We start from the raw sequence: 26,917 nt of genomic DNA, 5'->3' as shown, positions 1-26,917 counted from the left end.
CTCAAGCGAGCAGCAGGAGCGGGGCCTCGAGGCCCTGCACGATTGCGCCGAGCAGATCCGCACCGACGGGTCCGTCGATGACGCGGTGATCCACGGAGAGTGTCAGATCCATGATTGTCGCCGTGCCCAAAGCGCCGTCTTCGGCGATGATGGGCCGCTTCGTGCCCGCACCCACGGCCAAGATCGCACTGTGGGGCGGGTTAATGACTGCGTCGAAGTTCTCGATGCCGAACATGCCGAGATTGGAAATCGCGAAAGAGCCTCCACTGTATTCCGCAGGCGCGAGCTTGCGGTCGCGGGCACGGCTGGCGAGGTCCTTCATTTGCTCTGAAAGCGCCGAGATCGATTTCTGATCCGCGTTCTGGATCACGGGCGTAAAGAGACCGCCCTCAATTGCAACGGCCACGGCCACATCGGAACGCTCGAACTGCAGAACCCGGTCCTGAGCCCAGATCGCGTTGGCGCTTGGCACGGATTGCAGAGCGTTGGCGCAGGCCTTGATCACAAAATCATTCACGCTGAGCTTGCGACCGGAGGCGGCGAGTTCACCATTGAGCTGGCTGCGCAGGGACAGGAGCGCGTCGAGACGCACGGAGCGGCGCAGGTAGAAATGCGGGATGCTCTGTTTGGCTTCGGTCAGACGGGCCGCAATAGTCTTGCGCATGCCGTCGAGTGCGACCTCGGTGAAAGGGCGGTCGGCATAGGCTGCTGCCACATCGGATGTCGGTGAAGGCGTGACAGGGGCAGCCGCACTCGCCGCTGCGGGGGCGGTCGGTGCGGGTGCGGGGCTGGAGGCTGGACCTGCCGCTTTGGCGGCGAGGATATCGGCTTTTACGATCCGCCCATGGGGGCCTGTCCCGGAGATCTGCGTGAGGTCGAGCCCCGCTTGAGCGGCGAGGCGCTTGGCGAGCGGGCTGGCGAAGACGCGGCTCCCTGATTTTGGGGGCGGCGCGCTGGCCGTGACCGGAGCGGCGGTGGCGGTTTCGACCGGCGCGCTTACGGGGGCCGGAGGTGCGCTGGCGGGACTGTCCGACAGCTCTTCGCCGTCTTCCAGAAGGATCGCGATAGGGGTGTTCACGCGCACCTCGTCGGTTCCGGCGGCTACGAGCAGCTTGCCCACGACACCTTCATCAACCGCTTCGAACTCCATCGTGGCCTTGTCGGTCTCGATCTCGGCCAGCAGGTCTCCGGCTGAGACCTGATCCCCTTCTTTCACGAGCCATTTGGCGAGGGTGCCTTCCTCCATCGTGGGGGACAGGGCCGGCATCAAAATCTCGGTCGCCATGATCTCTCTCCGGTTAGCGGTAGGTGACGGCATGAACCGCGGCGACCACCTCGTCAGTGGTCACCAGCGCCAGCTTCTCAAGATTGGCGGCATAGGGCATGGGCACATCTTTCCCCGTCAAATTGATGACCGGTGCGTCAAGATAGTCGAACGCCTCCTGCATCAGGACGGCGGAGATGTGGTTGCCGATGGAAGCGACGGGGAAGCCCTCTTCGATGGTCACACAGCGGTTCGTTTTCTGGACAGAGGCGATCACCGTTTCCGTATCGAGCGGACGCAGGGTTCGCAGGTCGATCACCTCGGCGCTGATCCCATCCTTTGCGAGACGGTCGGCGGCCTCCAATGCGTAGGTCATGCCGATCCCGAAGCTCACCAGTGTCACGTCAGACCCTTCGCGCCAGACACGTGCCTTGCCAAAGGGCACGGTGTAGTCGTCGAGCATCGGCACTTCGAAAGAGCGGCCATAGAGGATCTCGTTTTCGAGGAAGATCACCGGGTTCGGGTCGCGGATCGCGGATTTCAGCAGGCCCTTCGCGTCCGAGGCCGAATAGGGCATCGCGACCTTCAGGCCCGGGATATGCGCGTACCATGCGGCATAGTCCTGGCTATGTTGCGCGGCCACTCGGGCAGCCGCCCCGTTCGGACCGCGAAAGACGATGGGACAGCCCATCTGGCCGCCAGACATGTAGAGGGTCTTGGCTGCGGAGTTGATAATCTGATCAATGGCTTGCATGGCGAAGTTGAACGTCATGAATTCAACGATCGGGTTCAAGCCGCCGAAGGCTGCGCCCACGGCGAGCCCGGCAAATCCGTGCTCGGTGATCGGGGTGTCGATCACGCGGCGCGAGCCGAACTCCTCCAGCAGGCCCTGACTGATTTTGTAGGCGCCCTGGTACTCGGCCACCTCTTCCCCCATCAGAAACACGTTCTCATTGCCGCGCATCTCTTCGGCCATGGCGTCGCGCAGCGCCTCGCGGACGGTCATCGACTTCATCTGCGTGCCAGGCGGCAGGTCCGGCTCATCCGGTATGACGATCTTGGCCGGTGTGACAGGCGCAGCCGGTGCCTCGGAGGGGGCGTCCGGCGTCGCAGCAGCGGCGGCCGGTAGATCCGTCAGCGTCTCACCATCCTCGATCAGCACCGCGATGGGCGTGTTGACGGCCACATTGTCAGTGCCGGCCGCGACCAGCAATTTGCCGACAATCCCCTCATCCACGGCTTCGAACTCCATGGTGGCCTTGTCGGTTTCGATCTCCGCCAGGATATCGCCCGAAGCGACCGCGTCGCCCTCTTTCACGAGCCATTTCGCGAGCGTGCCTTCTTCCATGGTGGGCGAAAGGGCGGGCATCAGAATTTCAGTGGACATGCGTTACTCCCCTCTCACAGCTCTGCGTAGATATCGGTCCAGAGCTCGGAGACATCCGGCTCGGGACTGGTCTTGGAGAACTCGGCCGAGGCGTTCACGATGGCCTTGATGTCCTTGTCGATCGCCTTGAGGTCATCCTCGGCCGCGTGACCTCCGCTCAGCAGCATCTCGCGCACATGCTCGATGGCATCGCGCTGTTCGCGCATCTTCTGCACCTCTTCCCGGGTCCGATACTTGGCGGGATCGGACATGGAGTGGCCGCGATAGCGGTAGGTTTTGACCTCGAGGATATAGGGGCCCTTGCCCGCGCGGCAGTGGGCGACGGCCTTCTCGCCAGCTGCTTTCACAGCCAGCACATCCATGCCGTCCACTTCCTCGCCGGGAATACCGTAGGCCGCGCCCCGTTCCCAAAGGGAAGGGGACTTGGTGGAGCGCGCCACGGAGGTGCCCATGGCGTATTGGTTGTTTTCAATGACAAACACCACCGGCAGCATCCAGAGCTCGGCCATGTTGTAGGTCTCGTAGACCTGGCCCTGGTTGGCGGCGCCATCGCCGAAATAGGCGAAGGTCACCCGGTCGTTGCCCTTGTACTTGTCAGAAAAGGCGAGACCCGCGCCAATGGGCACCTGCGCGCCCACGATGCCATGGCCACCATAGAAATGCTTCTCTTTCGAGAACATGTGCATGGAGCCGCCTTTGCCCTTGGAATAGCCGCCCTCGCGCCCCGTAAGCTCGGCCATCACGCCGTTGGGATCCATCCCGCAGGCCAGCATATGACCATGGTCGCGGTAGCTGGTGACGCGCTTGTCCCCTTCGCTGGCCGCAGCTTCGAGCCCGACGACCACGGCTTCCTGACCGATATAGAGATGGCAGAACCCGCCGATCAGGCCCATGCCATAGAGCTGCCCGGCCTTCTCTTCGAAGCGGCGGATCAGCAGCATCTGGCGGTAGTATTCCAGAAGCTCTTCTTTAGAGACGTTGGATTTCTTTGCAGCACGGCGTGCAGCCATGGTCGCTCCTCCCAGATGCGGCCTCGGATAGTTTAGAGTTAAACTAAGCCAGACTCTCCCAGCGGTCAATCAAGCCCGCATGGGACCATGGGATCAGCGGATAATGACCTCGTTCGGGCGGGCATAGCCGAGGATCTTGCGGGCCTGCTCGTCCAGCAGATCAAGGTCGAGATAGCCATCGGACAGGCGCTGTGTCCGGTTCTTCAGATCGTCGAGCTCATGCTGCAACAGCGCCAGCTCGGCGCGCAGCCGGGTTTCCTCGGCTTCGATCTGCACGCGGTTGAACAGACCGTAATCGCCCTGCACCGCGTGAAACACGAAATAGGTGCCCACCAGAAAGGCCCCCAATGTTACGAGGGCGCCATGGATGGCGGATCGTTTCTGGTGCTTGTTCATTGCTGCCTCATCTCCGCGTCTGACGCGCGGTAGCAGCACCATGACACAAGCGCGACTCCCTGTGAATCCCCCAAAGGCAAAAAGCCGCGCTCAAGTCAAGTTTTGGGTGTCTAGCCCGCGATGGAGGCGGAATAGATCCCGTCGATGGTCTCGGCGATGGTGGCGTTGAAGTCTTCATCGCTCTGCTGGGCGGACAGCCCCTCGGTCAGTGCGCGCGAGAACGAGGCGATCACGCCGGTATTCTGCGACAAAAGCCCGTTCGCCTCTTCGCGGCTATAGCCCCCGGAGAGGGCGACAACCTTCATCACCTTCGGATGCTCGACCAGCGACGCGTACTGGTTGGCCTTGGTCGGCAGGCTCAGCTTCAGCATGATCTGCTGGCCCTCGGGGACGCTGTCGAGATGGGCGGTGATCTCGGCGAGCAGCATATCCTCGGCCTCAGCCTTGTCGGCGATGGTGATGGTCACTTCGGGTTCGAGGATTGGGATCAGCCCGTGGGACAGAACCTGTGCGCCGATCTCGAATTGCTGAGCGACGATTGCCTTGATGCCCTCGGCATTGGCCGCAGAGATCACCGAACGCTCCTTGGTGCCGAAGATGCCCTTCTTGGCCGCGCGGGCCAGCAGGTCGTCGAGACCGGGCATCGGCTTCATCAGCTGGACGCCATCGGCCTCGGCCTCAAGCCCCTTGTCGATTTTCAGGAAAGGCACGACGCCCTTGTCTTCCCACAGAAAGCTCGGGGCAGGCTTGCCGCCGAACTCGCGATCCATGGTCATCTCGAACAGGATCGCGCCGATGACCTTCTCGCCGGTAAAGGCCGGGGCGGCCACGATCCGGGCGCGCATCCCGTGGATCAGGTCGAACATCTCGGCCTCGGAGCCATAGGCATCCTCTTCGACACCATAGAGCCGCAGGGCCTTGGGGGTGGAACCGCCCGATTGGTCGAGGGCAGCGATAAAGCCTTGGCCGGAACGAATCTGGTCAGCTTGGGACATGGGGGAACTCCGCGGAAATCAGGATGCTTGATCCGGATCTATCCGAGCCCGGATCAAGCTGCAATTCTGCTCGCGCTAACAGTGGCGCAATAGCTCAGGCTGTTAACCTTCCAGCGCGGCCACACCGGGCAGGGTCTTGCCCTCCATCCATTCGAGAAACGCGCCTCCGGCGGTGGAGATATAGGTGAACTTCTCGGCCGCACCCGCCTGGTTCAGGGCCGCGACCGTGTCGCCCCCGCCGGCCACGGTGACCAGCGTGCCCGCTTCGGTCGCATCGGCCGCGGCCTTGGCGGCTGCATTGGTCGCCATATCGAAGGGCGCGATCTCGAACGCGCCGAGCGGACCGTTCCAGATCAGGGTCTTGGCCTGGGCAAAGACCTCGGCCACCGCCGCGACCGTCTCGGGGCCCGCGTCGAGGATCATCGCATCGCTCGGGCAGGCATTCGCAGGCAGGGTCTCGGACGCGGCCCCGGCCTTGAATTCCCGCGCGACCACGATGTCCTTGGGCAGATGGATGGTGCAGCCCGCCGCCTCGGCCTTGGCGAGGATCTCGCGGGCGGTATCGGCCATATCATGTTCGGCCAGGGACGCGCCCACATCAATGCCCTGCGCCGCGAGGAAGGTGTTGGCCATGCCCCCGCCGATCACCAGATCATCGACCTTCTCCACCAGATTGCCCAGAAGCTCGAGCTTGGTAGACACCTTCGCCCCGCCGACCACGGCCACGACCGGACGGACCGGATCGCCGAGCGCCGATTGCAGCGCCTCAAGCTCGGCCTGCATCAGCCGACCGGCACAGGAGGGCAGGCGGCGCGCAACCCCCTCGGTCGAGGCATGGGCCCGGTGGGCTGCCGAGAAGGCGTCATTGCAATAGACATCGCCGAGGCTCGCGAGGAAATCCGCCATTTGCGGGTCGTTCTTCTCTTCGCCAGCCGCAAAGCGCGTGTTCTCGACCAGCACGACACTGCCCTTGGGCAAGGCGGCCAAGGCATCCCGCGAAGGGCGCTCGACGAAGGTCACGGGCTGGCCGAGCGCCGCTTCGAGCGCGGGCTGCACGATCCGCAGGGACATCTCGGGCACGACCTGTCCCTTGGGGCGCCCGAAATGCGCCAGCAGCACCGGTACGCCGCCCTTGGCCACGATATCCTGAATGGTCGGGATGATCCGGGTGATCCGCGTGGCATCGGTGACCTGGCCATCGGCCACGGGTACGTTGATATCCACCCGGGTCAGAACGATCTTTCCGTCCAAATCCATGTCATCGAGGGTTTTCCAGCTCATATCGGCCTCCATCTGCGCGTGCGCTCGTTCTGCCAGAGCCGTGGCAAAGGTCAACCTGTCGCCGCGTCGCGCAGGGCAGGCCGCCGGGCAGGTGTGCCTTTGCCGTTCCGCGCCGCTCATGCGTTTGTGGGGTTTCCCATCCGGCACGCGCCGCCTAGGTTGCGCGGGACAGATGCAGGAGGATGCCAGATGGCTGAGATCAAAGACCCCGAAAACACCATTCTGATGGAACTCAAGGATGGCACCGTCACCATCGAGCTGTTGCCCGATGTGGCCCCCAAACATGCCGAGCGCATGAAAGAGCTGGCCCGCGCCGGCGCTTATGACACCGTGATCTTCCACCGGGTGATCGACGGCTTCATGGCTCAGACCGGCGATGTGGCCAACGGCAATGCCTCCAAGGATCTCGACATCCGCCGCGCAGGCACCGGCGGGTCGGACCTGCCGAACCTTCCGGCGGAATTCTCGTCGCTGCCCCATGACCGTGGCACGCTGGGCGCTGCGCGCTCGGCCAATCCCGACAGCGCGAATTCGCAGTTCTTCATCAACTTCACGGACAACCACTTCCTGAACGGGCAATACACGGTCTATGGCCGCGTCATCGACGGGATGGAGCATGTGGACAAGATCGTCCGGGGCGAGCCGCCGATGAACCCCGACCAGATGATCTCCGTCAAGGTGGCCGCCGATGCGTAAGCTTGCGCTTGCCCTGAGCCTGCTGGCCAGCCCCGCGCTGGCCACCGGCCTGCAGATCGAGGTGGCGGGCGAAGCCAATGGCACGATCACGATCGACCTGCGTGAGGATCTCGCCCCGCAGCATGTCGAACAGATCGCAGCCCTGGCCGCTGAAGGCGCCTATGATGGCGTGGTGTTCCACCGCGTGATCGAGGGCTTCATGGCCCAGACCGGGGATGTGGAACATGGCAAGCTCGGGTCGGACCTGCGCCGCGCGGGCACGGGGGGCTCCAGCCGTCCGGACCTGCCGGCGGAGTTCAGCGACGTGCCCTATGACCGCGGTGTCGTCGGCATGGCTCGGAGCCAGAACCCGAACTCGGCCAACTCCCAGTTCTTCATCATGTTCGATGCAGGCCATTTCCTGAATGGCCAGTATACGGTCGTCGGTGTGGTCACCGACGGCATGGATGTGGTCGACGCGATCAAGCGCGGCACGGGCCGCAACGGCGCCGTGATCGGCGAGCCGGATCGTATGGTGAAGGTCACCGTCACCGAGTGATCGCACCCGCGGCCTGTCTTTATCAAACTGTTACAACGCCCCCGTACCCCGGGGGCGTTAACTTTTTGAAGGACAGCGCCCATGCTTCGGATGTCATTGATCGCCCTCTTGGCCACGGGGGCCCTGAGCAGCGCCGCCCATGCGGATTGCTCGGCTGTTTCGGGGATCTCCGCCGGCGATACCGTAACCTGCGATGCGGTCTCGGTGGTCGATGGCCCCGATGCGACCGAAACCCGCGGCATCGAGGACGGCAGCGACCAGATCACGATCAACGTGCTCAGCGGGGCGACGCTCGACACAACGCTCAGCGGCGAGAGGACCATCAACCTCAAGGACAGTGTAGACAGTGTCGTGACCAATGACGGGGCGATCCTGTCCGGCGATGAAGGGATCCAGGGCGGCGACGGGCTGAAGGTCACGAATGGCGGTATGATCGAGGCGGTTGAGAAGGCCATCGATGCCAATGGCGACGGGGTCGAGGTGACCAACGCGCTTGGTGCGCGCATCACCTCGAGCGCCAATGAAGGGATCGAGACTGGCGACGACGCCAAGATCCTCAATTTCGGAACGGTCGAGGCCTTTGATGACGCCATTCAGGTGGGCGAAGGCGCGGTGATCGAGAATTACGGGATCATCCGGAACACGCAGACGGCGGCCGATCTGGTCGGCACTGTCGAAGCGCAGGACGCCATCGACATCGATTCCGGAACGGTGCGGAACGCCGCCGGGGCCGAGATCACCTCGGGGACAAATGCGGCCATCGATTTCGATCCGGGCGCGGGGCCGTCGCTGATCGAGAATGGGGGCCTGATCGCGGGCACGCTGGCGGTCACCGTGGATGCGGACGATGCTGCGGACCAGCAGGTGGTGAATTCCGGCACGCTCAAGGGCAGCTCAGGCGTCGCGCTCAATCTCGGCATGGGCGACGACGCGGTGACGCTGGCCGCGTCGAGCATCGTGATGGGCGACATCCTTCTGGGCGATGATGCGGATCTGTTGATCTTCGACGGGACCGGGTTTGCCGGGCTCTCGACCTCGGATCTCTATGCCGGGGGGGATGGGGTCGATAAGGTGATCTTCGCCGATTTCGCCGAGACGGACATCTTTGACGTCGTGCTGTCCGGCCTGAATGTGGAGCTTTCCCTGATGCGCGGTGGGGACAGCCTCGCCGTGACCCTGAGTGGCTTCGAACAGGTCCTGTTCGGCACCGGCAGCACCCAGACCACGCTGAGTTTTGACGCGCTCGCAGAGCTTGCGGCGATCCCGCTTCCGGCGGCAGGCTTGCTGATGCTCGGGGGCCTGGGGCTCCTCGCGGGGACGCGCGCGCGTCGGCGGCGGCGCTCGCTCTGCGTCACCTTGCCGTGAGGCGGGCTAGCGCGATCCGGTTTCCCTTGGCAGTTTGGGGTCCAACCGACAGGAGGGCCCAAAGTGTTCAAACACATGATGACCGCGATGGTTGCGACCTGCCTCTGGGGCGGGGCAGCCGCTGCGGATCCGCAATTCTGGAAACATGAATGGCCCAACACGGATTTCTCGATCAGTGCGGTGCCCTTTGTCGAGATCCTCTCCGGCGGGCCACCCAAGGATGGCATTCCCGCCCTGAGCAACCCGAGCTTCATTCCAGTCGATGCCGAGAGCCGTCTGGGCGCGATGGAGCCGGTGATCGCGGTGGAGCTTGGGGAGGCCACGCCCCGGGCCTATCCGGTGCGCTACCTGACCTGGCACGAGATCGTGAATGACGAGGTGGAGGGTCTGCCCATCGCGGTGACTTTCTGTCCGCTGTGCAATTCCGCGATCACCTTTGACCGGCGCGTGAATGGGCAGGTCCTGACACTTGGGGTCAGCGGCAAGCTGCGCAAATCGGATATGGTGATGTATGACCGCGAAACCGAAAGCTGGTGGCAGCAGGCCATCGGCGAGGCCATCGTTGGAGTGCAGACCGGGCAGATGCTGACCCAATTGCCGACCTGGATGGAAAGCTGGGAGGCGTTCTCGACCCGCAATCCCGATGGTCTGGTCATGGATGAGCCCGCCTGGCGGCGCGATTACGGGCGCAATCCTTATGAGAATTACGACAGCTCGCACCGGCCGTTCCTCTATTCCGGCGACCCGCCGCCCCATGGCATTCCGGCGCTGGCAAGGGTGATCCGGGTGGGCGACAGGGCTTGGCCGCTGGAGCGGTTGCGCGTGGCCGAAGAGGTGACCGAGGCGGGCGTGACGATTACCTGGAAGGCGGGCAAGGCCTCGGCGCTGGACACGGCGCGCATCGCGGACGGGCGGGATGTCGGTGCGATCCGGGTGCGCGATGCCAATGGCGCGGATCTGCCCCATGACGTGATGTTCGCCTTTGCCTATGACGCGTTCTGGCCCGAGGGCGTATGGATGCTCGGCGACGGGTGATCCAAAGGCGCGGGCTGACGCCCGCAAGACATGTTTGGGGGCGCGGGCCGAGAGGTCAGCGCCCTTTTTTCGGGCCGGGCTGTTCGAATGGTTGGGGGAGGGGAGCGCGCGGAGGTGCTGTGCCTCCGGCACTGCGGCTTTACCGGCGGGTCTGAGCGGGCAGGTTGCGCAGGGTGATCTTGCTGAGAGAGCCGTGTTGGGATGCTGCGCGGAGACGGGAACGGCGCGCCTTTTGAGGGGGCGCGCCGCGTTTAGATTAGCTGTCGAGCTTGATCAGCGCGTGGCGTTTTTTGCCGGCGCTGAGCTTGATCGGGCTGGCGAGCCGGGCCGCATCGATCATAAGGCCCGCATCCGAGAGGGGGGCGTCGTCGATTTTGGCGCCATTCTCGGCGATCAAGCGCTTGGCCTCTTTGCCGGATTTTGCGAGGCCCGAGCGGGTAATCAGCTGCACGATGGAGATGCCCTCGCCGATCTCCTCCGCCGTCAGGCTCAGGGTCGGCAGGTCATCGCCCGTGCCGCCTTTTTCAAACACTTCGCGGGCCGTGGCCTCGGCCGTAGCAGCCGCCTCCGCCCCATGTGCGAGGGTGGTCACCGCATTGGCGAGCGCGATCTTGGCGCTGTTGATCTCAGCCCCATCGAGCGCACCGAGCCGGGCGCAGTCGTCCAGGGGCAGTTCCGTGTAGAGCTTGAGGAAGCGTTCCACATCCGCATCCGCCGTGTTGCGCCAGAACTGCCAGAACTCGTAGGGCGAGAGCATATCCGCATTGAGCCAGATCGCACCGGACTGGGACTTGCCCATCTTCTTGCCATCCGCCGTGGTCAGCAGCGGCGAGGTCAGGCCGAACACCTCGTGGTCGAGGATCCGGCGTGTCAGATCGATCCCGTTGACGATATTGCCCCATTGATCCGAGCCGCCCATCTGCAACCGGCAGCCGTAGCGGCGGTTCAGCTCCATGAAGTCATAGGCCTGCAGGATCATGTAGTTGAACTCGAGAAAGCTCAGGGATTGTTCGCGGTCGAGCCGGGATTTCACGCTCTCGAAGCTGAGCATCCGGTTGACGCTGAAATGGCGGCCCACATCGCGGAGAAAGTCGAGATAGTTCAGCCCGTCCAGCCATTCGGCATTGTTCAGCATCAGCGCGTCCGTGGGCGCCTCGCCAAAGCTGACATAGGCCGAGAAAACCTGCTTGATACCCGCGATATTCGCGTCGATCTGGTCCGGCGTCAGCAGCGGACGCTCATCGGCGCGAAAGCTCGGATCACCCACCTTGGTGGTGCCGCCGCCCATCAACACGATGGGTTTGTGCCCGGTCTTTTGCAGCCAGCGCAGCATCATGATCTGGATCAGCGACCCCACATGGAGCGAGCTGGCGGTGGCGTCGAACCCGATATAGGCCGGGACCACGCCGGTGCTCAGGGCCTCGTCCAGCGCCTGGTAATCCGTGCAGTCGGCGAGAAAGCCGCGCTCCATCATCACGCGCATGAAGTCGGATTTGGGCTGGTAGGTCATTGCCGGATCGGTCCATCTTGAAGTGTCGCGAGGTCTATATCGGGGACGGGAATGAAGGGAAAGCCGCTTTGGGCGCTGGGCTGCATGTCGGGCACCTCTCTGGACGGGGTGGATGCCGCCCTGATCCGCACGGATGGGATCCGGGTGCTGGAGCAGGGCCCCGCCACCTATCGGCCCTATACCGAGACCGAGCGCGCGGCCTTGCGCGCGGTGCTCGGGCGCTGGCCGGGGCCGGGGCTGGAGGCGGCGGCCGAGGTCGTGGCGCGCGCCCATGCGGAGGTGATTGCCCGGTTCGATACGCCGGATGTCGTCGGTTTCCACGGCCAGACCCTCGCCCATGCCCCGCGCGCAGAGGGCACGCACCAGCTGGGCGATGGGGCGGCGCTTGCCCGGGCGGTGGGCTGTCCCGTGGTCTGGGATTTCCGCAGCGTGGATGTCTCGCTGGGCGGAGAGGGTGCGCCACTCGCGCCGATCTATCACTGGGCCGTGGCGCAGGGCGCGGGGCTCACGCGGCCTGCCTGTTTTCTCAATCTCGGCGGGGTCGGGAACGTCACCTATGTGGACCCGGAGGCCGGGCCCGAAGCGCTGGTGGCCTTTGACACCGGGCCTGCGAATGCCCCGATCGATGATCTGGTGCGCATCCGCACCGGTGCGCGCTTCGACGAGGGCGGCGCGCTGGCGCAGGCGGGCCAGGTCGCGCAACCCGTGCTCGACCGCTTGCTCAGCGACCCGTACTTCCTGCGCCCGGCGCCGAAATCCCTCGACCGGGATGCTTTTGACTGGCTGGCCGGGGCGGTGGCCGATCTCGAAACCGCCGATGCGGTGACCACTCTGACCGCGGCCTCGGCAGCCTCGGTGGCGGCGGGGCTCGCGCTTTTGCCCGGGGCGATCGATCAGGTCATTTTATGCGGGGGTGGTCGCAAAAATACTTCTTTGAAACAGTTTATTGAGCGGTTTTCCTCATGTCGTGTCGCGCCTGTGGAAACCCTCGGATTCGATGGGGACATGATCGAGGCGCAGGCCTTTGCCTATATGGCGGTGCGGGTGCTCAATGGTTTGCCGACTTCCTTTCCCGGAACGACCGGGGTCACGACCCCCGTGGGCGGTGGTGTGACCAGCGCGCCGGGGGGATGACCCTGTCCGGGGCCTAGCCCGCGCGGGGGATGTCGAAGCCTTCGGGGGCCAGCTCGAACCCTTCAAAGCGGAAGGCGGGCGAGACCGTGCAGCCCACAAGCGTCCAGTCGCCGGTGCTCTCGGCGGCCTGCCAATGGCCCTTGGGCACGATCACCTGCGGGACGGCCCGGCTGAGATCAGGTCCCAGCGGATGCCGGGTTGCGGGACCCGCCTCGGTTTCCGCCATCCACAGGTCGAGCGGCGCGCCCCCGTACCAGTGCCAGATCTCCGCCGCGTCGACCCGGTGCCAGTGACTACGCTCCCCGGCTTTCAGGAGGAAATAGATCGCGGTTCCCGCAGGGCGCGCGTCGCCCTCTGCTTCGGCGATCCAGGTTTGGCGGAACCAACCGCCCTCGGGATGAGGGGCCAGTTCGAGCCGGGCAATGATGTCATCTGCGGTCATTCTGTCCTTTCCAGCGCGCTTGGGCGGCCCCCGGTGCACCCCCCCCCAGGACAGCTCTCCGGGCGGCGCCTCTTTGCTGTCCGGCAGGCTAGCCTCCCGATGCCGGCAGGTCACGCGCCCTTAGATGGCCCGGGGGGACTACCACGCGCCAAAGGTGCTGCTCACGCGATGTCACGGCCCTTTGCCAAGAACGTGATGGACAGAAAATCAAGGGGTTACGCGCCGCTCGCGCGGAGGTGAGCGGCCGTGTGCTTGTGCGGTTTACCAAACTGCTCCTCCGTGAAGGCGGCACCGATTGGGTGGTGCCGCACTTTCAGGAGACTAGAATTATGAAGACAATGATCAGAGCAGCGCTGCTGGCAAGCGCATGCAGTCTGACAGCAGGGATGGTGCACGCGACGTCAGTGCAGGTGACCATTGAGAACCTGAGTGACGAGAACGGTCTGTATCTCACGCCGTTCCTCAACGTATTCCACGATGGCAGCTATGCCGGCTTCCAGGAAGGCTCCGCTGCCTCGACGCAGCTTGAGGCGATTGCCGAGGAAGGTCAGGTCGGGGCCGAGATCGAGCGGATCAACGGGCTGGGCATTGGCGCACAGACTGCCGTGGCGACCGGGCCTCAGGGGTTCGGGTCGCAGCCGGGGCAGCCGCCGGTTCTGGATGCGGGCGAGGTGACGACCTTCGTGATCGAGCTCGACCCGTCGGACAACCGGTATTACTCGTTCCTGTCCATGGTGATCCCGTCCAATGACACCTTTGTCGGCAACGGCAACCCGCTGGCCTATGAGCTGTTCGACGATCAGGGCGCCTTCACGAACCTGTCCGAGATTCTGGTCGATGCCAACGACATCTGGGATGGCGGCACCGAGGAAAATGACGGGCTGGGCGCGGCCTTCTCTGCGGCGGGCGGCACGGCGACCGACACGGTCGGTGGCGTCGTGACCCAGAGCGGTGTGGATTTCCTCTTTGGTCAGCCCACCGTGGCGGGCTTTGTGGTCGATGGCAACGATGTGGGCCGGGCTCTGGCGTCGATCAGCTTCGAGGAAGTGGCACCCATTCCCCTGCCAGCGGCCCTGCCGCTGCTGCTCGCGGGTCTCGGGGCGATGGGCCTGACATCCCGTCGTCGCACTTAGCGCGCCAAGGGCTGAGCTTGCGCGTCCGCGCGGCCTGCCTTGGCAGGTCGCGCCATGGATCACCCAAGGGTCTCGCGGGGCACGCCCTCGCGCCGCGGGACCTGCGCGGGGGCGCATCAGAGCGGCGGCGGCACCGGGGTCGGGGCCCGCGCCGTGCGGCGCTCCCGACAGATCACGTAGAGCCCAGTGGCCACGGTCACGGCGATGCCCAACACGGCAATCCCGTTGGGCAGGTCCCGGAACATCAGCCAGCCGAGCAGGGTGGCGATAGGGATCTCGAGATATTGCATCGGCGCCAGGGTCGCCGAGGGCGCCAGCCGCAAGGCCCAGGTCATGGCCAGATGCGCCAGGGTTCCGACCACGCCGAGCAGCCCCATCAGGAGCAGGCTCTCCCGGTCCGGCCAGAAGGTCCGCAGCCCAAGCGCATCCCCCCAGAACAGTAGCGCCGCCCCCAAAACGATGCTCGCCATGATCCCCGACAGGGCCTGCAACCGCAGCGGCGAGACCTCCTGCGCCAGCTGCCGCGTCACCAGCATGAAGAGCGCGAAGCACACGGCCACCCCCACGGGCAGCAGGGCGGGCCACCCCACCTCGGCAAAGCTCGGCTGCATGACAAGCAAGGTGCCCAGAAACCCAAAGGCGCAGGCGACCATACGATGGGGGCCCACGGCCTCGCCCAGCACGAAATGCCCCAAGAGGAGCATGATGAAAGGCATCACGAAGGCGATCGCCACCGCGTCGGCCAGGGGCAGGAAGCGCAGCGCGGTGAACATCAGGCCGATGCCCGCCATGTGCAGGCCCGTGCGCAAGGCGATCAACCGCCATTGCCGGGGGCTGAGCGGCGGGGCAGGGCGGCTCAGGACCGGGCTCAGCAGCACGGCCTGCGCCCCGAAACGCACCAGCAGCAGGATCACCAGCGGCACGACCCCGCCCAGCAGCTTGGCCAGACCATCGCCCAGAGGGGCGAGGGCGCAAAAGAGCAGCATCAGCCCCATCCCCGCAAGCGGGCGGTCGGCATATGAGGCGGGCTTTTCCATGGGAACAGTCTAGGAAGAGTGCCGGGTCAGGTCTATCGCCACCGCACCCCTGCGTCACGGGACGGTCCGTGCCGCCCCCTGAGCGCAAGGCCGGCATTAAAAAACCCGCCGCAGGATCCTGCGGCGGGTAACGGTTGTCCGGGGGGCGGGCGTCGCTTAGCGCAGGATCGACTTGCCCGCATAGATCGCCGTCTCGCCCAGCTCGTCCTCGATCCGGATCAGCTGGTTGTATTTCGCCAGCCGGTCGGACCGCGCCAGAGAGCCGGTCTTGATCTGCCCACAATTGGTGGCCACCGCGAGATCGGCAATGGTCGCGTCCTCGGTCTCGCCCGAGCGGTGCGACATCACGCAGGCCATCCGGTTGCGATGGGCCAGATCCACGGCGGCCAGAGTCTCGGTCAGGGTGCCGATCTGGTTCACCTTCACCAAAAGCGCGTTGCCGCAGCCCTTCTGGATCCCCTCGGCCAGACGCTCGGGATTGGTCACAAAGAGATCATCGCCCACCAGCTGCACCCGGTCGCCCAGACGCTCGGTCAGCAGGGCCCAGCCCTCCCAGTCGTCTTCCGAGCAGCCATCCTCGATGGAGAGGATCGGGTAGTCATTCACCAGCGCCTCGAGATAGTCGACATTGGCCTCCGGCGTGAGGGTCTTGCCCTCGCCCTTCATCTCGTAGCGGCCATTCTCGAAATACTCGGTCGCGGCGCAATCGAGCGCGAGATAGATGTCCTCGCCGGGCACATAACCGGCCTTCTCGACCGCCTTCAGCACGAAATCCAGCGCATCGCGAGTGGAGCTGAGGTTCGGTGCAAACCCGCCCTCATCGCCGATCCCGGTGCTGAGCCCGGCTGCAGAGAGCTCTTTCTTCAGGGTGTGGAACACCTCCGCGCCCATGCGCACCGCCTCGGCGATGCTGTCGGCGGAGACGGGCATGATCATGAATTCCTGAATGTCGATCGGATTGTCCGCATGCTCGCCGCCATTGATGATATTCATCATCGGCACCGGCAACACGCGCGCGGAGGTCCCGCCCACATAGCGATAGAGCGGCTGGCCCGTGGCCTCGGCCGCCGCCTTGGAAACCGCGAGGGACACGCCGAGGATCGCATTGGCGCCCAGACGTCCCTTGTTCGGCGTCCCGTCAAGCTCGATCATCGCGGCATCGATGCCCACCTGATCCGTGGCATCCGTGCCGACAAGCGCTTCGGCGATCTCGCCATTCACGAAGGCCACGGCGTTGCGCACGCCCTTGCCGAAATAGCGCGCCGTATCCTTGTCGCGCAGCTCGACCGCCTCATAGGCGCCGGTGGAGGCACCGGAGGGCACAGCCGCCCGCCCCAGCGTGCCGTCATCGAGGGTGACATCGACCTCGACCGTCGGGTTGCCCCGGCTGTCGAGAATTTCGCGGGCATAGACATCAACGATCATGGACATGGGGTCGTTTCCTTTGGTGCGTCGGACTTGGGGCCGTGCTTAGCAGGGGGGCGGCGGGGATTGAACTGCTGAAATACCTTGTGAGCTGGCCCGGACGGCGCATTTTCTGTCGCAGATGGCCTTTCGGCGACAGTTCAGACGGGGATAGAAGGGGGCAACACCCCAGAACAGGCAGGGAGGCGCGTCATGGTGCTCTATTCGGGATCCTTCGCGGCACAGGACGTGCTGTGCGATTTGCGCTCGGACACGGTCACGAAACCCTGTGCAGAGATGCGCGCGGCCATGGCCGGGGCCGAGCTGGGCGATGACTGCTATGGCGATGACCCGACCGTCGCCCGCCTCGAGGCGCAGCTGGCCGAACGCATGGGCAAGGATGCGGGGGTCTTCTTTCCCACGGGCTGCATGAGCAATCTCGCCTGCCTGATGGCCCAATGCGCCCGGGGCGACGAGGTGATCACCGGGCGGGACTACCACGTCTACGCGGATGAGGCGGGCTCGCCCAGCGTGCTGGGCGGGCTCTCGCTCGAGCCGCTGCCCGTGGCCGAAGACGGCGCGCTGGAGCCCGGCGACATTCGTGCCGCGCTCAAGCCCGATGACCAGCATTACGCGGTCTCGCGCCTGCTCAGCCTCGAGAACACCGTGGGCGGGCGCGCGATCCCGCTGCCCCGGATGCAGGCGGCGGCAGCGGCCGGGCGCGAGGCTGGCCTCGCCCTCCATCTCGACGGCGCGCGGTTTTTTAACGCCATCACGGCCCTTGGCTGCACGGATACGGATCTGGCCGGGCTGGCGGACACGGTCTCGCTCTGTCTGTCCAAGGGTGTGGGCGCACCGGCAGGGACGGTCCTCGTGGGACCGGCGCCGGTCCTGGCCAAGGCCCGGCGCGCGCGCAAGCTGCTGGGCGGCGGTATGCGCCAATCCGGGGTGCTGGCCGCGGCGGCGCTTTGGGGGCTGGAGCATGTGGTGCCGCGCATGGCCGAGGACCATGCCCGCGCGGTCGACCTGGCCGAAGCATTGCGCCCGCTGGGGCAGGTGCGGCAGGCGACCAATATGGTGTTCTTCACCCCGGCAGACGCCGTGGCCGCCGAGATCGGCCCACGCCTCGCCGCGCAGGGCATCCGGATCAGCGCGGGGGGCCCCGAGATCCGCCTCGTGCTCCACCGCGACGTGGATGATGCGGCCTTGGCTAGCGCCATCGCAGCCTTCCAAAGCCTCGGCTAGCGGCATACCGCGCGCCTGCCTTCGGCGAGGGTATTTGGAGACTTAAGACAGACAGGACGCGCCCAAGCTCCGACCGAAGGAGGGCGGCTGGCCCTTCTTAAGTCCGGAAATATCCCCGCCGGAGGCACAAAATCTCTTTTGGGGGTCGGGTGCCGCCTAGACCGCCGGTTTGATGAAGGTCCCGTTATTCAGGTCCTGCATCGCCTGCTGCAACTCGGCCCGGGTGTTCATCACGATGGGGCCATGCCAGGCCACGGGTTCCTGGATCGGACGACCTGAGACCAACAGGAACCGCGCGCCTTCGGGACCGGAGGTCACCGAGATCTCGTCGCCCGTATCAAACCGCACCAGCGTGCGGTTGCCGGACATGTCCCGGATATTCAGCTCCGCGCCCGCGACCTCCTTCTCGACGCGCACACCAATCGGCGCCGAGGCATCGCGGAAATTGGCGGAGCCGGCAAAGACATAGGCGAATGTGTTGGCATAGGTGTCCACCGGCAGGCTGCGCCGCGTGTTAGGCGGCATCGAGATGTCGAGATATTGCGGCTCGGCTGCGATGCCGTCCACCGGCCCCCGCACGCCCCAGAACGCGCCGGTGATCACCCGTGCCTTTGTGCCGTCATCCTCGATCACCTCGGGAATGTCGTGGCCCGTGATGTCCTGATAGCGCGGCGCGGTCATCTTCTGCGCCGCGGGCAGGTTCGCCCAAAGCTGGAAGCCATGCATCTGCCCGGCAGCATTGCCGCGCGGCATCTCCTGATGCAGGATCCCGGACCCGGCGGTCATCCATTGCACCGATCCCGCGCCGAGCGTGCCCTGATTGCCGAGACTGTCGCCGTGATCAACCTCTCCTTCGAGCACATAGGTGATCGTCTCGATCCCGCGATGGGGATGCCAGGGAAAGCCCTTTTCATAGGCACGCGGATCGTCATTCCGGAAATCATCGAGCAGCAGGAACGGATCGCTCTCGCCGGGATCGCCAAAGCCGAAGACACGGTGCAGATGCACGCCTGCGCCCTCCATGGTGGGGTGGGCCATCTGGGTGGATGTCACGGGACGGAAGGTCATCTGTGCTCTCCTCTGATCTCACCTGAGGATGCCGGTCTCAGCCGGCGCACACAACGGCCTGCGCCGCACAGGATCTGTGCGTAGATCAGCCCTTCTTGATCGGCACGCCGTACAGCTCGAGCTTGTGCCCCTTCAGGCGGTACCCCAGCTTCTCGGCGATTTTTTCCTGCAAGGCTTCAATCTCGGGGGAGACGAACTCGATCACATGGCCGGAATTCAGGTCGATCAGATGGTCGTGATGGTCCCGCTCCGCATCTTCATAGCGGGCGCGGCCATCTCCGAAATCGACCTTCTCGAGGATACCGGCCTCTTCGAAGAGCTTGACCGTGCGATAGACCGTGGCGAGCGAGATGCTGGGATCGACCGCCGTGGCCCGGGCATAGAGCTCTTCCACATCCGGGTGGTCCTTACTCGAGTCGAGCACAGTGGCGATCACCCGGCGCGGACCGGTGATGCGCAGGCCTTTGGCCTCGCAGCGGCTCAGGATCGTGTCGGGCATGGTCCCCCCAGAAGTCGTGTCCCGACTGATACGCAATCAGGACGGACAGATCCAGAGCCAAGGGGGCGCGGATCGGGGCAGGGGATGCCGCAGGGATCAGACAAGGACGGCGTCGCTTGCCGGTGCGGGCGGCGTCTCGCGGACTGTCGCTTCCGTCAGGGTCACGGCGTCGGAATGCGCCGTCTCGCTGCTGCATCCGAAGCACTGGCGCCCGAGGAATAGGACGGGATTGTCACGGATTTGAGCTTGATCTTCCGCGCGGCACCGTCCGCGTCCAGAGGGCCGGTTTTGCGGATGTCGAGCTCATCATTCCAGGTGGGGGTGCTACAGGCCCCAAACAGCTTTCTGTCGGCATGATCTCGGCTGCGCTTTAGGGGTGCGGATCCGGCGTCGCACCCTACGTATGGGACGCGTGCCGGATCCGCTCGCTGCGGTCTGTCACTTGGACCAACAAGCCCGCCTCAGGAATAGAGCGTCGGGGCCCCCATCTGCCGGTGCAGATCATCGATCTGGGACGGGGCCAGACCCAGCGCCTGACCGAGCTCGGCGAGAAACTGCGCCTCGGCCTCATTGTCGAGCTTGATGGTCATCAGCGCGGTCGAATAGACCTGATCGCGCAGGGAGGCGGGCGTATCCGCGGCCAGACCTTCGGGGTCGAGCGGGGCCTGCATCTCGGCGGTGACAAAGCTGATCTCGCCGGGCGTGGCTTCGCCGACCGTGTCCAGGATGCGCTGCTTTTCCTGCATGTCGATCCCGCCATCGGATTTCGCCGCCTGGATCATCGTCCGCAGCAGCAGCTTGGCCTTTTCCTCTTCTTCGAGCGGCTCCGCGCCGTCATTGATATTGCCCGACAGGATGTCACCAAGGCTTGTGGTCGCCGCCGCAGCGCCTCCGGCAAGACCCAGCGCGCCCGCGATGCCAGCAAGGCCGAGCATGCTGCCATCCCCATCGCCGCCCGCGCCATCGCCGAGATTGCCCAGCAGCGCGCCAAGCCCGCCGCCCGTCTCGCCATCGCCCGTGATGTTGCCCAGAAGCCCGTCGAGCCCGCCGCCCTCGGCCCCGCCCAGATCGCCCAGCATGGATTGCAGACCTTCGCCCTCGGCACCGCCCAGAAGCCCGGCGATCCCTTCGCCGCCCGACAGCTTGTCGACGCCCCGCGCCGCCGCATATCCGATGGCCACCTTGGCCAGGGTTCCCATGAAACTCATCTTGTCCTCCCAAATCATACGGCGCGAGCCTGCCACAGCCCAGAAGGCGGGTCACCCCGCATACAAGCCGGGCGCGGTTTTGTGCTCAGATCCGCGCGAGCCAGCGCATGAGCGGCGGGGCCAGCGCGCCCGAGCCCAGAAGGAGGCGGAGCATCACCGGATAGACCGCCTCGTAGCGGGGCTTTTGCGCGAGCCGGACAAGCCGCGCAGCACAGGCCTCGGGGGTCAGGGTCGGCAGGATCCGGTCGAGGCCGGGCATCCGCTCGGCGACGCCGGGATTGTGGTCGAAATATTCCGAGCTGATCTTGCCAAAGATCACATGGCAGCTGTGCAGCCCCGTGCCATGCAGGTCCTGGGACAGCGCGGCATGGAACCCGCGCAGGGCCGCGCGGGCCGCCGCGTAGCCCACGCTGGAAGGCCAAGGCGCGATGCAGGCCGGGGAGTTGACGTGCAAAAACGTGCCGCGGCCCTTCTCCAGCATGCTGGGCAGGAAGGCCTTGGTGGTATGCAGGGCGGCGAAGTAAGGCGCGCCCATCATCGTGGCGGCCTCCTCGGCGGAGGTGTCGGGCAGGGTCTTCCATTGGCCCGCACCCGCGCAGTTGATCACGACATCGGGGGTGCCGTAATTGTCGAAAACGTCCCCGGCCATGCGGTCCACGGCCTGCCAGTCGCTGGCGTCGCAGGGCTCGACAACGGCGGCCTTGCCGATCTGCCCGGCGATCCGGCGCAAGGCCTCGGCATTGCGCGCCACAAGGACAACCTGCGCGCCGGTCCCGGCCACGGCCCGGGCCGCGGCAGCGCCGACGCCGCTGGAGGCCCCTGTAATGACGACAAGTTCCATCTTCCCCCCGTTTTGACCTGAGCGTCGCGTGGGGGCGCGCGTTCTGTCAAGCGTGGGCTCAGTCCCGGGGGGGCTGGGGGGCGTCCGGGCTGTCCTCTGTGTGAGGGGGCATTGGGGGCTGTTGCGCTGCCACCGGCGCGGGATGTGCGGGATGGTGCCGGCTCAGCCAGCGGGCCAGCGGCGCCACGGTCAGCCCCTGCACGATGATCGAGAAGACCACGACCACATAGGTCGCCGTCAGCAGAAGCGTGGACCACTCGCTCTCGGGCAGGGACAGGACCAGCGCGACCGAGATCCCGCCCTTCAGCCCGCCCCATGTCATGATCGGGATCACCTCCGGGGTGATCGGTTCGGACTTGCGCATCATCAGGCTCGGCAGGATGACCGCCGCCAGCCGCGCCACCAGCGACAGCCCCACGGCGATGATCGCGATCTCGATCGAGGCCTGGGTGAAGGTCACGGCAAAGATTTCGAACCCGATCATCAGGAAGAGGATCGCGTTCAGCACCTGATCGATGATGTGCCAGAAGGTATCCACGTGGCCGCGGGTCTCTTCGGACATCACGTGCTCGGTCATGGCCTCGCCGATCATCAGCCCGGCCACCACCGCCATGATGGGCGCCGACACCCCGAGGGTTTCGGCCAGCGAATAGCCCCCCAGCGCCAGCGCCAGCGTCAGCAGCACCGCCACCGAAGTGTCATCGACCCGGGCCATGAGCTTGAAGACCAGCCATCCCAGCACACCACCAATCAGTGCGCCGCCCCCGGCCTCGCGGACAAAGAGCAGAAGGGCGTTGAGGATGCCGCTTTCGGTATGGGCCTCGGCCGGGAAGGCCAGCCCCACGAGCAGCAGGAAGACCACATAGCCCACCCCATCATTGAACAGGCTCTCGCCGGCGATCTTGGTCTCGAGACTGCGCGGCAGGTTCGTGCTGTGCAGGATGCCCAGCACCGCCACCGGATCCGTCGGCGAGATCAGCGCGCCGAAGACCAGCGCGATCAGGAGCGGCGCGCCGACCAGCCACCACAGGCCCAGCCCGGCCACGAGGGTCGAGATCAGCACCCCTAGCGTCGCCATCAGAAAAACGATCCGCCCCTCGACCCGCAGATCCGAGATCTTCACATGAAGCGCCCCGGCAAAGAGCAGCAGCCCCAGCATTCCGTCGAGCAGCGCATCCGAGAAGTTGAACGCCGTGACCGCGCCGCGCATGGTCTCGGCCATCACGCTCTGGGGCAGCATGGCATCCACCCCCAGCACCGCCATGGAGGCCAGCAGCGCCACCACGAGCACTCCGATCGCGGGGGGCAGCCTCAGGAACATGTAGTTCAACGTGCTGAACAGTGCCGCAAGCACGATCAGAAGAGAGGTGATCTCGACAAAATCCATAGGGTTTCTCGCAGCTTGGTCCGGGTTGCGTGCAGCCTATCATGGGAGTACCGAAGGCGGTAGCAACCCCGGAGAGCCTCATGCCCAGCCGCGACAGTGTAGACGCCCTCGGCGCGGTGGCCCTGATCGGCTTCGCGCTCTTGATGGGGATCAATCAGGTGGCGATCAAGGTCGTGGGCGAGGGGCTGCAACCGGTCTTTGCCGCGGGGCTGCGCTCGCTCGGGGCGGTGGTCTGCATCCTGATCTGGATGCGGTTGCGGGGTCTCAAGCTCGAGATTGCGCCGGGCACGGTCAAGGCGGGGCTCGGGATCGGGGCGCTGTTTGCGCTGGAATTCGTGTTCCTCTTCAACGCGCTGGATCTGGGGAATGTCACCCGGGTGAGCGTGATCTTCTACTCGATGCCGGTCTGGCTGGCGCTGATCGGGCATTGGGTGCTGCCGGGGGAGCGGATGAGCCCGGTGAAACTGGTCGGGCTGGCCCTGGCCTTTGGCGGTGTGGCGCTGGCCTTTGCCCTGCGCGGCGATGGCATCGGGGCCGGGACCCTGCTGGGCGATCTGCTGTCTCTGGGGGCGGCGATCTGCTGGGCGGGGATCGGGCTGATGGCCAAGGCCTCGGCCCTGCGGCGGGTGCGGCCCGAGATCCAGCTGCTCTGGCAGGTGGCGGTGTCGGCGGTGGTACTTCTGGCCATAGCGCCCCTTTTCGGGCCACTGGTGCGCGAGCTGGCCCCGATCCACCTGTGGAGTCTCGCGTTCCAGATCGTGGTGATCGTGACGATGGGCTATATCTTCTGGCTTTGGCTTCTGTCGATCTACCCGGCTAACGGGGTGGCGAGTTTCGGGTTCCTGATGCCGTTGAGTGGGTTCGGATTCGGCTGGCTCTTGCTCGACGAGCCCTTGGACGCAGGCCTCTGGGTCTCCATGGGGATGCTGTTGGTGGGGCTGGTGCTGATCAATCGGCCAAGCCGGCGGTGACATGGGACAAGGGCGCGGTTCGCATGCGAACCGCGCGGACGCTCCCTGCGGCCCGCAAGAGGACATGAGGGCGAGGGTCAGGGCGATGCGGGTCCGCGCCGTTCACATGTGAACGGCGTTTGGTCGCAAGCTAGCCCCGGGACGGCCTCAAGACTGTGGTCAGTTCAGATAGGGCACCGGATCGACGCTCTCGATCCCCTCGCGGATCTCGAAATGCAGGAAGGACGGATCCCCGGGCGCGACGGCCGCGACTTGCTGGCCCCGTTTGATCGTGTCGCCCTTTTCCACGGCGATGTCGCCCACATTGGCATAGACCGTCAGCAGGTTGCCCGGGTGCCGCAGCACCAGGATCGGCACCTGATCCGTGTCCCGCGTGATCGCCGCGACCTCGCCATCTCCCGCGGCGACAACCGGTGTTCCGGGATTGGCGGCGATGCCGATCCCGTCATTCTTGCCCTTGTCATAATCGCGAATGATTCGCCCTGCCACCGGGAAGGCAAAGCTCGCCGTATCCGAGGCGCCGGTCTGGAACTGTCCGAGCTCCGGGGCGTCTGGCACGGCGGCCACGGGCTCCGGCTCCGGCAGGGCTGTGCTGGAGCTCGGGGGCAGGGGCGCCACGCTGCCCTCGCCGGGCGCGGTGGTCGCCGCAGCCGGAGCCACGGCGGCAGCCTGGGTCTCGGCGGCCAGCGGCACCAGCAGGACCTGACCCTCGCGCACGACCAGATCCGGCCCGAGCCCGTTCCAGTCCGCGAGGGCGCGAACTGAGACATCATAGAGCCGCGCCACGGAATAGGCGGTCTCGCCGCGCTGCACCTTGTGCTGCTGAGGCGTGGCACCGGGCAGGGGCGCAGACGGGGTGGCTTGCGCGACCGGGGCGGCATCGCTGGCGGTGTCGGGCAGCTCCGCGCGATCGATCGCGCCAGTGGCGATGGCGGCAATATCCACGCTGCCCGGGGCCTCGGCGACGCGGGTCGGCAGGGCCAGGACCTCTCCCTCCCGCAGGACCGTATCCGGGGACAAGCCATTGAACCGGGCCAAGGCTCCGGCATCCACGCCGAGCCGGGCCGCGATGCTCGCGGCCGTGTCGCCATTGCGCGAGACCACCACCTGGTAATCCGTGTAGGAGATCACACCCCGGTCATCGGTCGCCGGTCGGGCCGCGCTGGCATTGCGCGCCGCCTCGCTGGTCGAGAAGGGGCCGCCAAAGGCATCCCGCATGTCGAAATCGAGATTGGTATCGGCGCAGCCGGCCAAGGCCAGCGCGCTGCACAAGAGGAGCGTCGCTCCGCGGGGTCGCCCCAGGGGGGGCGCATATTTCGGAAATGGGGTCATGACATTCGCCTCTGCTCTGGGCCGGGGCGCCTCTTGTCGGGTCGCATCCTCCGGCAATCGATCCTCGGACCGGGGTCCTCGGCCTGTCTCTCTCAATCTCCCGGCGGCGCTGCGCCCGGGACCGCGTTCAGGTCCCGCCCTCGCTGGCGATGCCTTCGACCAGTGGCACGAAGCGGACGCTGCGCAGTTCCTCATATTCGAACCCATCGCCGGTCCGTGTCACCTTGATCAGGCTCTGGACCGCATCCGACTGCCCCACGGGCACCACCATGATACCCCCGTCGCGCAGTTGCGCCAAGAGTGGACCGGGCGGATCTTCGGCAGCGGCGGTCACGACGATTCGGTCGAAGGGCGCCTGATCGGGCAGACCGAAGCTGCCATCACCGCTGATCACGGTCACATTGGTCAGATCCAGGGTCTTGAAGCGCCGCTCTGCGGCCCGGCTCAGGGGGCGGTGACGCTCCACCGTCCAGACGCGGCGCGCGAGCTGGCTGAGGATCGCGGCTTGATAGCCCGCGCCGGTTCCCACCTCGAGCACGTGGTGCCGCGGCCCGATCTCGGCGGCCTGGGTCATCAGCCCGACGATGGAGGGCTGGCTGATGGTCTGGCCGCAGGCGATGGGCAGCGGCACATCTTCATAGGCGCGGTCCGAGAAGACGCCTTCGACGAACAAGCCCCGGTCGACCTTTTCCATCGCTGTCAGGACAGCGCGATCCCGCACCCCGCGCGAGCGCAGGGCGTAGAGGAACTGCATGACCTGCTCCGGCGTCGGGCTCATGCCAGGGCGGCCTCCAGCGGGGCGAGCAGGTCGTGGGCGGTCAGATCCGCGCGCATGGGCGTGACCGAGATGTACCCGTCGAGATTGACCGTGACATCCGTGTCGGGCTGCGAGGGGACGTTCTGCGGGCTGCCCTTGACCCAGAGAAACCGCCGCCCGGCGGGGGAGAGCTGCGCCTCCATCTGGAACCGGGCATGGGAGCGCAGGCCCTGGGCCGCGATCTTCGTGCCCTTGACCCCGTCCGCCAGAACCGGCGGGAAGTTCACATTGTAGAAGGTCCGGTAATCAGGGCCGGTCCATTGGTCGGCCTCCAGCAACTTGCGGACCACCGCGGCGCCATGCTGGCGCGCGGCGGAAAACGGATCCTCGGCGCCCGCCATGGCCGGACCGTAATACTGGGACAGGGCGATGGCCTTGTGGCCCTGCAGCGCGCCTTCCATCGCACCGCCCAGAGTGCCGGAATAGAGCGCGTTCTCGCCGGAATTGTTGCCCCGGTTGACGCCGGAGAGGATCAGATCCGGCGCGCTGTCCGTCAGCACGTCATAGAGCCCGGCCATCACGCAATCGGCCGGGCTGCCCTCGGCCGCAAAGCGGCGCGGGCCCAGCTCGGCGATCATGGTGGGCTGGGTGTAGCTTATGCAATGGCCGACGCCGGATTGCTCGAAGGCGGGGGCGACGGTCCAGACCTCGCCGTCGGGGCCGGCGATCTCGGTCGCAATCTCTTCGAGAACTTGCAGTCCCGGCGCATTGATGCCGTCGTCATTGGTGATGAGAATGCGCATTTCCGCCCCTGTATCCTGCTTTCAACCCTGTTAGCGGCGAGGCGCGCCGGGGTAAAGCGCAGAGGACGGCGGCCAAGGGGGCGAGGCCGCATCCACATGTGGATGCGGCGGACGCGCGTGGCCTGACCGGGGTCTTTGCGGACAAACGGTCTGATCGAGGCGGGTCCGCGCCGGTCGCA

At 65.7% G+C, this 26,917-nt stretch carries 26 protein-coding genes; 8 read left to right on the top strand and 18 right to left on the bottom strand.

Going from position 1 to position 26,917, the window contains the following annotated elements; translation table 11 throughout:
* Position 1: 1 nt before the first annotated feature.
* The 6 genes from ACP150_RS12250 to ACP150_RS12225 form a co-directional block, all read right to left on the bottom strand.
* Positions 2-1,285 carry a pyruvate dehydrogenase complex dihydrolipoamide acetyltransferase gene (locus ACP150_RS12250; RefSeq protein WP_424966923.1) on the bottom strand — a complete coding sequence of 428 codons (1,284 nt, stop codon included), beginning with the start codon at positions 1,283-1,285 and terminating at the stop codon, positions 2-4.
* Positions 1,286-1,298: 13 nt separating this feature from the next.
* A complete protein-coding gene (locus ACP150_RS12245; RefSeq protein WP_424966922.1) occupies positions 1,299-2,651 on the bottom strand; it encodes a pyruvate dehydrogenase complex E1 component subunit beta in 1,353 nt (450 codons plus the stop codon).
* A gap of 14 nt (positions 2,652-2,665) precedes the next feature.
* Positions 2,666-3,661 (bottom strand): pyruvate dehydrogenase (acetyl-transferring) E1 component subunit alpha, encoded by a 996-nt coding sequence (gene pdhA / locus ACP150_RS12240; RefSeq protein WP_424966921.1) that lies wholly within the window; start codon positions 3,659-3,661, stop codon positions 2,666-2,668.
* 93 nt (positions 3,662-3,754) lie between these two features.
* A complete protein-coding gene (locus tag ACP150_RS12235; RefSeq protein ID WP_424966920.1) occupies positions 3,755-4,057 on the bottom strand; it encodes an FtsB family cell division protein in 303 nt (100 codons plus the stop codon).
* A 110-nt stretch (positions 4,058-4,167) separates the two neighbouring features.
* Entirely contained in the window at positions 4,168-5,052 is an 885-nt protein-coding gene (locus ACP150_RS12230; protein WP_424966919.1) for a fructose bisphosphate aldolase, read from the bottom strand.
* A 102-nt stretch (positions 5,053-5,154) separates the two neighbouring features.
* Entirely contained in the window at positions 5,155-6,333 is a 1,179-nt protein-coding gene (locus ACP150_RS12225; protein WP_424966918.1) for a phosphoglycerate kinase, read from the bottom strand.
* A 189-nt stretch (positions 6,334-6,522) separates the two neighbouring features.
* On the opposite strand from ACP150_RS12225, the gene ACP150_RS12220 reads away from it, so the two are divergent.
* The 4 genes from ACP150_RS12220 (at position 6,523) to ACP150_RS12205 (ending at position 9,967) form a co-directional block, all read left to right on the top strand.
* Positions 6,523-7,029, top strand: coding sequence for a peptidylprolyl isomerase (locus tag ACP150_RS12220; RefSeq protein ID WP_424966917.1), 507 nt, complete (start codon positions 6,523-6,525; stop codon positions 7,027-7,029).
* Positions 7,022-7,567, top strand: a complete 546-nt coding sequence (locus ACP150_RS12215) for a peptidylprolyl isomerase (RefSeq protein WP_424966916.1) — start codon at positions 7,022-7,024, stop codon at positions 7,565-7,567. The genes ACP150_RS12220 and ACP150_RS12215 overlap by 8 nt, the downstream gene beginning before the upstream one ends.
* A 90-nt stretch (positions 7,568-7,657) precedes the next feature.
* The gene (locus ACP150_RS12210; protein ID WP_424966915.1) at positions 7,658-8,932 is read left to right on the top strand and encodes a hypothetical protein; all 1,275 of its coding nucleotides are present in this window, start codon (positions 7,658-7,660) and stop codon (positions 8,930-8,932) included.
* A 75-nt stretch (positions 8,933-9,007) separates the two neighbouring features.
* Positions 9,008-9,967 carry a DUF3179 domain-containing protein gene (locus tag ACP150_RS12205; protein WP_424966967.1) on the top strand — a complete coding sequence of 320 codons (960 nt, stop codon included), beginning with the start codon at positions 9,008-9,010 and terminating at the stop codon, positions 9,965-9,967.
* Between the two features lie 256 nt (positions 9,968-10,223).
* Here ACP150_RS12205 and tyrS read toward each other — a convergent pair whose 3' ends face one another.
* Positions 10,224-11,477, bottom strand: coding sequence for a tyrosine--tRNA ligase (gene tyrS, locus ACP150_RS12200; RefSeq protein WP_424966914.1), 1,254 nt, complete (start codon positions 11,475-11,477; stop codon positions 10,224-10,226).
* 51 nt (positions 11,478-11,528) lie between these two features.
* Here tyrS and ACP150_RS12195 point away from each other — a divergent pair, with 51 nt between their 5' ends.
* Positions 11,529-12,611, top strand: a complete 1,083-nt coding sequence (locus tag ACP150_RS12195; protein WP_424966913.1) for an anhydro-N-acetylmuramic acid kinase — start codon at positions 11,529-11,531, stop codon at positions 12,609-12,611.
* 13 nt (positions 12,612-12,624) lie between these two features.
* Here the strand turns inward: ACP150_RS12195 and ACP150_RS12190 are convergent, their stop codons facing one another.
* Positions 12,625-13,053 carry a cupin domain-containing protein gene (locus tag ACP150_RS12190; protein ID WP_424966912.1) on the bottom strand — a complete coding sequence of 143 codons (429 nt, stop codon included), beginning with the start codon at positions 13,051-13,053 and terminating at the stop codon, positions 12,625-12,627.
* A gap of 410 nt (positions 13,054-13,463) precedes the next feature.
* Here ACP150_RS12190 and ACP150_RS12185 point away from each other — a divergent pair, with 410 nt between their 5' ends.
* A complete protein-coding gene (locus ACP150_RS12185; protein WP_424966911.1) occupies positions 13,464-14,186 on the top strand; it encodes a spondin domain-containing protein in 723 nt (240 codons plus the stop codon).
* A 116-nt stretch (positions 14,187-14,302) separates the two neighbouring features.
* On the opposite strand, the gene ACP150_RS12180 is transcribed toward ACP150_RS12185, so the two are convergent.
* Together ACP150_RS12180 and eno are read right to left on the bottom strand one after the other, a co-directional pair.
* Entirely contained in the window at positions 14,303-15,223 is a 921-nt protein-coding gene (locus tag ACP150_RS12180; protein WP_424966910.1) for a DMT family transporter, read from the bottom strand.
* 156 nt (positions 15,224-15,379) lie between these two features.
* Positions 15,380-16,654: a phosphopyruvate hydratase gene (gene eno / locus ACP150_RS12175; RefSeq protein WP_424966909.1), complete on the bottom strand. Its 1,275-nt coding sequence runs from the start codon at positions 16,652-16,654 to the stop codon at positions 15,380-15,382.
* 186 nt (positions 16,655-16,840) lie between these two features.
* Here eno and ltaE point away from each other — a divergent pair, with 186 nt between their 5' ends.
* Positions 16,841-17,872: a low-specificity L-threonine aldolase gene (gene ltaE / locus ACP150_RS12170; RefSeq protein WP_424966908.1), complete on the top strand. Its 1,032-nt coding sequence runs from the start codon at positions 16,841-16,843 to the stop codon at positions 17,870-17,872.
* 156 nt (positions 17,873-18,028) lie between these two features.
* On the opposite strand, the gene ACP150_RS12165 is transcribed toward ltaE, so the two are convergent.
* The 5 genes from ACP150_RS12165 to ACP150_RS12145 all read right to left on the bottom strand — a co-directional run bounded on the left by ACP150_RS12165 (position 18,029) and on the right by ACP150_RS12145 (position 22,875).
* Complete coding sequence (locus tag ACP150_RS12165) at positions 18,029-18,940, bottom strand: pirin family protein (protein ID WP_424966907.1); 912 nt, start codon at positions 18,938-18,940, stop codon at positions 18,029-18,031.
* An 85-nt stretch (positions 18,941-19,025) separates the two neighbouring features.
* Positions 19,026-19,439 carry a Fur family transcriptional regulator gene (locus ACP150_RS12160; protein ID WP_424966906.1) on the bottom strand — a complete coding sequence of 138 codons (414 nt, stop codon included), beginning with the start codon at positions 19,437-19,439 and terminating at the stop codon, positions 19,026-19,028.
* Positions 19,440-19,900: 461 nt separating this feature from the next.
* Complete coding sequence (locus ACP150_RS12155; RefSeq protein ID WP_424966905.1) at positions 19,901-20,647, bottom strand: DUF533 domain-containing protein; 747 nt, start codon at positions 20,645-20,647, stop codon at positions 19,901-19,903.
* An 85-nt stretch (positions 20,648-20,732) separates the two neighbouring features.
* The gene (locus ACP150_RS12150; RefSeq protein WP_424966904.1) at positions 20,733-21,488 is read right to left on the bottom strand and encodes an SDR family NAD(P)-dependent oxidoreductase; all 756 of its coding nucleotides are present in this window, start codon (positions 21,486-21,488) and stop codon (positions 20,733-20,735) included.
* Between the two features lie 58 nt (positions 21,489-21,546).
* Complete coding sequence (locus ACP150_RS12145) at positions 21,547-22,875, bottom strand: cation:proton antiporter (protein ID WP_424966903.1); 1,329 nt, start codon at positions 22,873-22,875, stop codon at positions 21,547-21,549.
* A gap of 80 nt (positions 22,876-22,955) precedes the next feature.
* On the opposite strand from ACP150_RS12145, the gene ACP150_RS12140 reads away from it, so the two are divergent.
* Positions 22,956-23,846 carry a DMT family transporter gene (locus tag ACP150_RS12140; protein ID WP_424966902.1) on the top strand — a complete coding sequence of 297 codons (891 nt, stop codon included), beginning with the start codon at positions 22,956-22,958 and terminating at the stop codon, positions 23,844-23,846.
* A 159-nt stretch (positions 23,847-24,005) separates the two neighbouring features.
* On the opposite strand, the gene ACP150_RS12135 is transcribed toward ACP150_RS12140, so the two are convergent.
* The 3 genes from ACP150_RS12135 to surE form a co-directional block, all read right to left on the bottom strand.
* Positions 24,006-25,178: a LysM peptidoglycan-binding domain-containing protein gene (locus ACP150_RS12135; protein WP_424966901.1), complete on the bottom strand. Its 1,173-nt coding sequence runs from the start codon at positions 25,176-25,178 to the stop codon at positions 24,006-24,008.
* Positions 25,179-25,305: 127 nt separating this feature from the next.
* Positions 25,306-25,956 carry a protein-L-isoaspartate(D-aspartate) O-methyltransferase gene (locus tag ACP150_RS12130; RefSeq protein ID WP_424966900.1) on the bottom strand — a complete coding sequence of 217 codons (651 nt, stop codon included), beginning with the start codon at positions 25,954-25,956 and terminating at the stop codon, positions 25,306-25,308.
* Complete coding sequence (gene surE, locus ACP150_RS12125; protein WP_424966899.1) at positions 25,953-26,738, bottom strand: 5'/3'-nucleotidase SurE; 786 nt, start codon at positions 26,736-26,738, stop codon at positions 25,953-25,955. Before surE ends, ACP150_RS12130 begins: the two co-directional genes overlap by 4 nt.
* Positions 26,739-26,917: the final 179 nt, after the last annotated feature.

Origin of the sequence: Dinoroseobacter sp. S375 (genome assembly GCF_049800775.1) — a bacterium.
In the GTDB taxonomy this organism is placed as follows: Bacteria; Pseudomonadota; Alphaproteobacteria; order Rhodobacterales; family Rhodobacteraceae; genus Dinoroseobacter.
The sequence above is the reverse complement of the archived record's forward strand: the minus strand, read 5'-3'. Positions and strand labels throughout refer to the sequence as shown.